An 8,817-nucleotide genomic window follows, 5' to 3' on the forward strand; every position below is an offset into this window, starting at 1 on the left:
GGAAGGAGATCATCCTTCACTTGAATAACAAGCGGTTTATCTTTGGACTGACTCGACGAGATTAGTATCCGTACGAAGCGTTCATCAGTTCTTCGAACTCTTGCATGGTAATTACGTCATCGCCAGTAGGGATGTTGATTTTGAATGCTGCTTTTTCGTTAATCTTAGTGTACGTATTGGAACCGGTAAATGCCAATTTCACTTCGTCTTTTGTACCTTCTGGCTTGATCAGCACATCAGCGACCATCTTTTGATATACCGGGAAGTCGTTTTTATCCAATGCGAAATCGATGTTGAATTGGTTAATTGTCAGAACATCTTTCAATTTATCCAAGTCTTTAGCCATTTCAGCCTGATCTGCCTCAGTGATTTTCAGATCTTCTTTAGCTTTGTCGATATCAGCCTGATCCATTTGCAGCATTTCACGATATTCCTCTTTGGACAGAATATCCAATACTTTAGGCATAGCTTTCGTTACCAGTACAGTAACCGCTTCTTTAACATTGTCATTATTCACCGAGAATTGTACAACCTGCTTCGCATCTACACCTTCAGGAAGTTGTGCATCTTTGGTGTCTAGGTTTTTGAAGAATTTAGCTTGATCGTATTCGCTCAGCACTGCGTCCATGACTTCGTTGCTCAGCTTTTGCGTTTTGGCTGCGTCCATAGCATCAGGGTTCCATTCAGTCCCCTCTTGCTCAGCCAGTTCTTTCAGGTCAAGTTCCAAGAATTTTCCAACAATGTTCTCCGGAATCGGGAAGAACGGAATATTCGGCACTTTCACATAGAGTTTCTCAGCCGTCATCACCATTGGAATGTTAAAGGTCATACCCATGTCGCCTTTAAGTTCAATGCCAAGAGTCATCTCTGTCTGCATTGGCTCACTTTGGTATACACCTGTTACATTCAACTGAGCGTCCTTCAGCATGCTCATAAATTGAGCCATGGTTGGATCCGTTTGTGAAGTATCTCCAGGTTTATAGCTCAATTCATTAATAGTGAAGTTAGAACTCATTTCATACGAAGTCAGTTTGGAAGCATTGGCCGCAGCCGTCTTCAATGCCTCTTTTGGTTCCTGCTTGCTGCTACATGCTGTCAAGGCCATAGATACGGTCAACAGCAACGTAAGAAGAAGCGCCCCCATACGTTTAGTCATTTGTTTCTCTCCTCTCGTGATAACCCCAAAAAAATAATTCAATCTTAATGATATACCATATCACCAGATACCGAAACCTAATTTGGGAAAAATGTGATCTTTCCTCTTTAAAATGGCTACAAAGACCTATGTAAGGTTTGGGATTATGCATGTGCCTGTCTTTATTTGTGTATGAATACGCAAATACCCCCTGTTAGGTAACAAGGGGCTTTTGCGTGAATCTGTTTCTTCTATTAACCTTGGGGATTTAGATGATCTACATGATTTTGATTTTTCACTTTTTTGGAACCGGATAGTGGTTCCTGCATGGAAGAGCGTTTGGATGAATGACGATGCTGTTCGGATGCTTGCGCTTCCGGTACGGGAATTGTTTTTGGTTTGCTCATAATGTTGCCCCCTCATCATTGTTAGGAATGGGATGGGTCCCTATCTTCCGTTTTGTCATGATTCAGTGCATCCTGATGACGGCGATCATTAATATCTTGTTGAATTTGCTGGGCATGATGACTGTTTACAGCTGGCTGCTCCAGATCATCGACTACATTTTGCAGGTTTTTGTCCACTCCCGCTTTGGCTTTCGTCAATTAAAGTTCACTCCTTCAGAATTCAGGCTATTGTCTCGTCTGGGACTGTAACGACTGAGCGCATTCGTGAATGTGCCGTGTATAATCGTGAGCCAGTTCCTGAATCGGTTCTGTACGCTCATCGGTCGTTCGTCCATCCCGTTCCACATCAATCAGCTGTACGCTGACCTCACGTGAATCGACATATGCGCATTTGAAATCAAAAGAGTACATCTCGTGACCTGCTGTCGCGATGTGTATCCGAATAGCCTGCTGATCGGCTTCATCAGCCATCACTTGAGCTTGATCGCCTACATTCAGGACTTCGGGCAAACGTTCTTGCCAGGCCCCTACAAGCTCTGTCTGATCGATGTTTAACTCGCGGTTCATCTTACCACCTCCACTCCTATAAAGTGCGGCGATAAAGATGTTTTTATACATAACAATCTTATTGAAATATAGCAATGTATTGGGCAACGTATACATCAGCTGCCAACCTGCATGGCTCACAACTTAGCACGTGCATAAACGCAAAAAAGGACCTGAGCTATATCGCTCAAATCCTTGTTATAAGTGTAGTATGGCGGAGAGGGTGGGATTCGAACCCACGTGGAGTTGCCCCCTAACGGTTTTCAAGACCGCCCCGTTATGACCGCTTCGGTACCTCTCCAGGGAAATTAATTTATAAACTTGCCACGAAAAGTATCATACCACATCTCGATAATATAATGCAACCTTTTTATATTAAAATTATGATCCCGTATCAGACAACTGCCCCCGTTATACAAAACACTCCAATCCGTCATTCAGAAATGACGGATTGAAATTGTACTCCCTTGATGAGGATGGTTAGCTAACTGTTACTTAAGAGCGACGTGCAATCACACTTGTACCGCCCATATAAGGACGCAATGCTTCAGGAATGACAACCGTACCATCTTCCTGTTGATAGTTCTCCAGAATAGCCGCTACCGTCCGTCCAACGGCCAATCCTGACCCGTTCAATGTATGAACAAATTCCGGTTTGGCTTTTGCATCTCTACGGAAGCGGATATTGGCACGACGTGCCTGGAAGTCCTCACAGTTAGAGCAGGAAGAAATCTCTCGATAGGTATTGCTCTCAGGCAACCATACTTCAATATCATACGTTTTAGCTGAAGTGAAGCCCATATCTGCCGTGCACAATGTTAGGACGCGATACGGCAAGCCCAACAATTGAAGCACACGCTCCGCATTTTGAGTCATTTGCTCCAGCTCTTCATATGAAGTTTCCGGAGTAGAGAGCTTGAGAAGCTCTACTTTGTTAAACTGATGCTGACGAATCAATCCACGTGTATCCCGTCCAGCCGAACCGGCTTCAGAGCGGAAACAAGAGCTGTATGCCACAAAATGCTTAGGCAATTGATCCACATTCAGAATCTCTTCTCGATGGTAGTTCGTTACGGGAACTTCAGCAGTAGGAATCAGATAATATTCAGTATCTTTCAACTTGAACAGATCCTCTTCGAACTTAGGCAATTGACCGGTTCCAAACAAGCTATCCCGATTAACGATGTATGGAGGCAGAATCTCTTCATATCCGTGTTGATCGCTGTGCAGATCCATCATGAAGTTAATCAATGCACGTTCCAGACGTGCACCCAGACCTTTATAAAAGGTAAAACGGGAACCTGTTACTTTGGCAGCCGCTTCAAAATCAAGGATATCGAGATCCTGTGCAATTTCCCAGTGTGCTTTTGGTGCAAAAGTAAAGGACTTAGGCTCTTCCCAACGACGAATCTCAACATTGTCCTCTTCAGAAGCTCCAACGGGTACGCTCTCGTTAGGAATGTTCGGGATTGCCATGGTGAGATCATTGATCTTCACTTCCAATTCACGAACTTCTTCGTCCATAGCTTTAATTCGATCAGAGACTTCACGCATCTCCACAATCAGATCATCAGCATTCTCACGATTCTTCTTCAGTCTAGCAACTTCTGCGGAGACCGTATTTCGACGACTCTTCAGTGTTTCACTCTCTTGAAGCAGTTCCCGACGCTTGGTATCCATCTCGGTGAATCCAGCAACAAGATCCAGCGATTTGCCCCGTTTAGTCAATGCTTCTTCTACACGTGCATACTCATTCCGCAATATTTTCACATCAAGCACGATATAACCCTCCTAAATAACCTCACAAAGTGAAGCCTTATGTTTATGTTAAATCCATTCTCAAAACTCTAATGTATATACCTTACTATAATACTTATCGGATCCTGTAACCTAAAAAACAACCTATGCCCCGGTGTCATCCTCCGCTGCGATTCCCGCTATGAAGCAGATACAGGCAACATCAGGCATCCGTTCAGATGCAACTGCCAACCTGCGGCCCTACAAGGCTTCTGGGGGAGTGATCCGATGACCGGGAGATCATAGGTTGTACATCATGCATTATTTAGAGTCTACCGTGTGTTTATAGGATCTGGCCATGTCTACAAAATAAGTATGCAGACGATAGTCATCCGTCAACTCCGGATGGTAGGAGCAAGCCAGCAAATGCCCCTGACGAGCAGTAACAATCTCATCCTTGTATGTGGAGAGAACCTCCACCTGGTCTCCGACACTTTCGATCAAGGGCGCTCGGATAAATACAGCCCTTACCGTTTCCTCAATGCCTTTGACTGGCAAGTCTGTCTCAAAGCTTTCTCTCTGCCGTCCAAATGCATTTCGGGATACAGTCATATCCATTAACTCCAAATGAGCTTCTTCTTGCCCTGTAATATGTTTAGCCATAACGATCAAACCTGCACAGGTACCAAATACCGGTTTGCCCTCAGCTGCGAACGCTCGAATCGCATCCATAAACCCATACTTGCGCATCAGTTTACCGATTGTGGTGCTTTCGCCGCCAGGAAGGATAAGACCATCCAAGTCCTGCAATTGCTGAACCTGTTTGATAGCCACACCTTCTGCTCCAGCACGTTCAATGCTTCGAATATGCTCTGTGACAGCTCCTTGAAGTGCTAAAACACCGATCTTCATATGATCATTCTCCTTCTCCTGACCAGCCACGATCTTGCATATGGTTAACGAACATTGGACTTTTTCGCTTCATCATACGTGAATTCTAACTTGATATTTTACCGGAAAAATTGTAAATATACAATCCATCCGGTCGGATTAACTTGTATTTTGTCAATGATTTGATCACATAAACATCAAAATCATGATCATACTCTTTTCATGAAGTTTGCTAAGGGTTAGAACAGGTTTTTGATTCCGTCAAAGAGATCCACGAAGAAATCCTTTACAGCACGGAAGAACAGACGGAACCATCCGCCTTTATCGGCCTCTTCCGCAGTAATCAAGTTCACTGTTTTTTCCTGAGGCTCAATTCCCTCTGCTTTATACGTGTACGTTACCGTACCGACCTTTGTACCTGCCTTAATTGGTGCTACCAGCTGGTCAGCCTCAGTTACATTGGCTTTGAACGTCACATCCAGGTTTTGAGTACCCTTGGGAACAACGAAACTTACCGCATTATCTGTTACAACAGGAACGGTCGTTTCTTTACCTTTTTTCAAAGGTACAGCTTCCCAGCCCGTCACTTTGGTCTTGCCTGCGACAGCCTGTTTTACTTCAAAGTTGTTAAATCCAAAGTCCAGTACCTTTTTGGTTTCTCTGAAACGTGCAGATTCCGAATCTGTGCCCATAACAACACTGATGAGACGCATACCGTTACGTTCCGCTGTACCTGTAAAGTTATTACCTGCGTTCGTGGTATGGCCTGTTTTCATTCCGTCCAGACCTTCATAGGCATAGCTTTTGAAGTTGGTTATATTTTTATTCGCTTCCAGCATCCAGTTGTAGTTGATAATGGGCGCTTTATCATTAGGACGGAACTTGTAGGATTGAATCGTTGTAAATTCTTTGTAGTCCGGGTGATCCATAATGATATAACGGCACAGAATTGCAGCATCCAGTGCGGACATCACTGTTTCCTTGTCTTCAGCTGGACGGAAGTCAGCAGGCATATCTGCCCGATCCAGACCAGAAGAGTTAATGAAGAACGTATCTTTCATACCCATACGCTTCGCTTCATCATTCATCATTTTCACGAAAGCTTCTTCCGAACCTGCAACATACTCAGCCAAAGCTACCGTAGCATCATTAGCAGAGCCAACAGCCATAGCAATATAAAGATCCTTGACTGTGTGCTGGTCTCCTTCCGCCAAGAAGATACGTGAGCCGACACTTTGTGCAGCATTCTTTTTAACAGTTACGATATCATCCCAGCCGAATTTACCTTGTTTGACTTGTTCAGCGACAATGTACTCTGTCATCATCTTAGTCATACTTGCAGGCGGCATAGCTTTATCCGCATCGACATTGAGCAGAATCTGTCCAGTTGAGGCTTCCATAAGGACGGCTGATCTAACCTCAAGCCCAAGCGAGTCTACCCCAGGCACCTGTACAGCTTTCTCCGTCTTCGTTGTTGTTGCCGCAGCAGTTAGAACCTGACCAGAGGTGTCCGCAGCAGCCATAACCGGCATTACTGCAGACATGCAAAGCATGTTAATTAGCATTACCGAGGCTACGCTCTTTTTGAGCATTTGGCGTTTCTTTTTATTCATGTGTTTGGCTTTCAATGATGAATACTCCCTTCGATCTAAAGCATTGTTACATGCTTCAGTGCAGCTTGAGCTGCAATTTTCTTGTTCCCTAACCTGTGCAATGATGTATGAGTTGTGTGGTATATGCGCTATATCGAACGAGCAATATTATTGCTCCTAAAGTTCGTTATCGATTGTCACTTAGTCCGCATTTTGCGAATGCTTATGTAAAAGGACGTCCGCGCTTCTGTTTAGCTGCCAGCCTTTACTGGCATTCCATTTGCTTTTTCAAAACCATATTCATAGATTCACGTCAAATAGCCGCCGCAACGCCTTAATCCAACCCTGGATCGTCACCGCTTGTTCTATTCTATCACAGGGGTATCTGCAAAAAAAGACAGACCCGGTGAAAATCACCGAGCCTGTCCTGGAAATGATTAACTCTCTTCGTATTACAACGAGTAGTTAGGTGCTTCTTTTGTAATCTGTACATCATGAGGATGACTTTCGCGCAGTCCCGCACCTGTAATTCGGATAAAACCTGTATCGTTACGAAGTTGCTCCAAGTTACTTGTACCACAGTATCCCATACCCGAACGCAGACCACCAATCAGTTGGTGGATCGTATCAGACAATGGTCCTTTGTAAGCGACACGACCTTCGATTCCTTCCGGAACCAATTTCTTGTCATCATCTTGGAAGTAACGATCTTTACTACCTTGTTTCATTGCAGCCATTGAACCCATACCGCGGTATACTTTGTAGCTACGTCCTTGGAAGATTTCAGTTTCCCCCGGGCTTTCCGCTGTGCCGGCAAACAAACTTCCCAACATCACCGCGTGTGCGCCTGCAGCCAGTGCCTTCGTAATTTCACCAGAATATTTAATTCCGCCATCCGCTATAATCGGAACTCCATATTCGCGTGCCACTGTTGCACAATCGTATACTGCAGTTACTTGCGGTACACCAATACCAGCGATAACACGTGTTGTACAAATCGAACCTGGACCAATACCCACTTTGACTACCGAAGCCCCTGCTTCGATCAAGTCACGAGTAGCTGCGCCAGTAGCGACGTTACCTGCAACGATAGTCAGACTAGGGAAACGTTCACGAAGCTGACGTACAGCTTCAATGATATTAATGTGGTGTCCGTGAGCCGAGTCTACCGTAATCAGGTCGACACCAGCTTGTACCAAAGCATCTGCACGTTCAAATGTATCTTTGGAAATACCAATCGCTGCACCAACCAACAAACGTCCTTGAGCGTCTTTGGCTGCATGAGGGAATTGAATGGCTTTCTCAATATCTTTAATCGTGATAAGACCTTTCAACGTGTTTGTCTCATCAACTAATGGAAGTTTTTCAATCTTGTGCTTCTGAAGGATACCTTCAGCTTCTTGTAGTGTAGTACCTACAGGAGCGGTAACCAGATTCTCACGAGTCATGACTTCGCTAATTTTGATGCCGTAATCATGGATAAAACGCAAATCGCGATTGGTCAAAATACCAACCAGCTTCTGATCTCCTTCAATAATAGGTACACCGGAGATCCGATATTTCGCCATTACTGCTTCCGCATCAGATACCAGATGATCTGCCGTCAGTGAGAATGGATTCGTAATAACACCACTCTCCGAACGTTTAACACGATCTACTTCTTCTGCCTGTTGTTCAACTGACATATTTTTATGGATAATACCGATACCACCTTCACGTGCAATGGCAATAGCCAACGTCGCTTCAGTTACCGTATCCATACCCGCACTAATCAAAGGAATGTTTAACTTTACACTATCGCTCAAACGAATAGATACATCTACTTCTTTAGGCAGTGTCTCGGATTTCCGTGGCACTAGCAATACATCATCAAAGGTGAGGCCTTCCTTACCAAATTTATCTTCCCACACGCAAGTGTTCCTCCTTATGTTTGCTCAGCTTTACGGTCCAAAACCCGAAGATTCCAGGCTGTATTTTACGCCGAAAATACGTTTTCTGAAAAATTTATTATTGCCATCTTAGCAAAGCGATATTTAGACTGTCAAGGAAAAGTACTTGGTTATATCAGGTGTGTTGTCTGATGAATACAACTGTTTTTCTCATGCGGACAAGTCTAATCATTATATCAAAAAAACGCCAACTCATATTAAGCAACGTTTATTTTCTATATACATAGAAACCAGGCTCTTCGCGTAGACGTTTGATGCAAATTAGCTATAAAACTGCTGATTCTAGGCTATGTATTGAACTTCAAATATCCTGTTATAAACAAATAAAAACCACCACCGAATAACATCGGCAGTGGTTAATTGCTTGGCGGCGTCCTACTCTCCCAGGACCCTGCGGTCCAAGTACCATCGGCGCTAGAGGGCTTAACGGTCGTGTTCGGGATGGGTACGTGTGGAACCCCTCCGCCATCGCCACCAAACGCATAGCTTAGCTTACATTCAGAGATCGTTCTCTGAAAACTAGATTCGAAACGAAACTTACGCGATCAGAACTTGCATAT

At 44.2% G+C, this 8,817-nt stretch carries 8 protein-coding genes, 1 tRNA gene and 1 rRNA gene; all 10 read right to left on the reverse strand.

Features of this window, described 5'->3' with window-relative positions; all coding sequences use genetic code 11:
• Nucleotides 1–61 precede the first annotated feature (61 nt).
• On the reverse strand, nucleotides 62–1,156 hold the full coding sequence (locus PAHA3_RS29445; protein ID WP_062838146.1) for a hypothetical protein: 1,095 nt from the start codon (nucleotides 1,154–1,156) through the stop codon (nucleotides 62–64).
• Nucleotides 1,157–1,389: 233 nt separating this feature from the next.
• The gene (locus PAHA3_RS29450) at nucleotides 1,390–1,542 is read right to left on the reverse strand and encodes a small acid-soluble spore protein P (RefSeq protein WP_036607296.1); all 153 of its coding nucleotides are present in this window, start codon (nucleotides 1,540–1,542) and stop codon (nucleotides 1,390–1,392) included.
• A 21-nt stretch (nucleotides 1,543–1,563) separates the two neighbouring features.
• On the reverse strand, nucleotides 1,564–1,740 hold the full coding sequence (locus PAHA3_RS30700; RefSeq protein WP_017691325.1) for a hypothetical protein: 177 nt from the start codon (nucleotides 1,738–1,740) through the stop codon (nucleotides 1,564–1,566).
• Between the two features lie 27 nt (nucleotides 1,741–1,767).
• A complete protein-coding gene (locus PAHA3_RS29455) occupies nucleotides 1,768–2,109 on the reverse strand; it encodes a hypothetical protein (protein ID WP_062838147.1) in 342 nt (113 codons plus the stop codon).
• Between the two features lie 191 nt (nucleotides 2,110–2,300).
• Nucleotides 2,301–2,389, reverse strand: a tRNA-Ser gene (locus PAHA3_RS29460).
• Nucleotides 2,390–2,583: 194 nt separating this feature from the next.
• On the reverse strand, nucleotides 2,584–3,867 hold the full coding sequence (gene serS, locus PAHA3_RS29465; RefSeq protein ID WP_062838148.1) for a serine--tRNA ligase: 1,284 nt from the start codon (nucleotides 3,865–3,867) through the stop codon (nucleotides 2,584–2,586).
• Between the two features lie 279 nt (nucleotides 3,868–4,146).
• Nucleotides 4,147–4,737, reverse strand: coding sequence for a pyridoxal 5'-phosphate synthase glutaminase subunit PdxT (gene pdxT / locus PAHA3_RS29470; RefSeq protein ID WP_062838149.1), 591 nt, complete (start codon nucleotides 4,735–4,737; stop codon nucleotides 4,147–4,149).
• A gap of 218 nt (nucleotides 4,738–4,955) precedes the next feature.
• Entirely contained in the window at nucleotides 4,956–6,344 is a 1,389-nt protein-coding gene (locus tag PAHA3_RS29475; RefSeq protein WP_062838150.1) for a D-alanyl-D-alanine carboxypeptidase family protein, read from the reverse strand.
• A gap of 416 nt (nucleotides 6,345–6,760) precedes the next feature.
• Nucleotides 6,761–8,218, reverse strand: coding sequence for an IMP dehydrogenase (guaB, locus tag PAHA3_RS29480; protein WP_062838151.1), 1,458 nt, complete (start codon nucleotides 8,216–8,218; stop codon nucleotides 6,761–6,763).
• Nucleotides 8,219–8,619: 401 nt separating this feature from the next.
• A 5S ribosomal RNA gene (gene rrf, locus PAHA3_RS29485) occupies nucleotides 8,620–8,736 on the reverse strand.
• Between the last annotated feature and the right edge of the window lie 81 nt (nucleotides 8,737–8,817).

The sequence above is a fragment of the Paenibacillus amylolyticus genome, from assembly GCF_001570725.1.
GTDB classification, from domain to species: Bacteria; Bacillota; Bacilli; order Paenibacillales; family Paenibacillaceae; genus Paenibacillus; species Paenibacillus amylolyticus_A.

What these genes read in the sequence shown, in the direction of transcription:
- PAHA3_RS29445 (WP_062838146.1), bottom strand. Translation starts at nt 1,156, where the DNA reads ATGACTAAACGTATGGGGGCGCTTCTTCTTACGTTGCTGTTGACCGTA.
- PAHA3_RS29450 (WP_036607296.1), bottom strand. Translation starts at nt 1,542, where the DNA reads ATGAGCAAACCAAAAACAATTCCCGTACCGGAAGCGCAAGCATCCGAA.
- PAHA3_RS29455 (WP_062838147.1), bottom strand. Translation starts at nt 2,109, where the DNA reads ATGAACCGCGAGTTAAACATCGATCAGACAGAGCTTGTAGGGGCCTGG.
- pdxT (WP_062838149.1), bottom strand. Translation starts at nt 4,737, where the DNA reads ATGAAGATCGGTGTTTTAGCACTTCAAGGAGCTGTCACAGAGCATATT.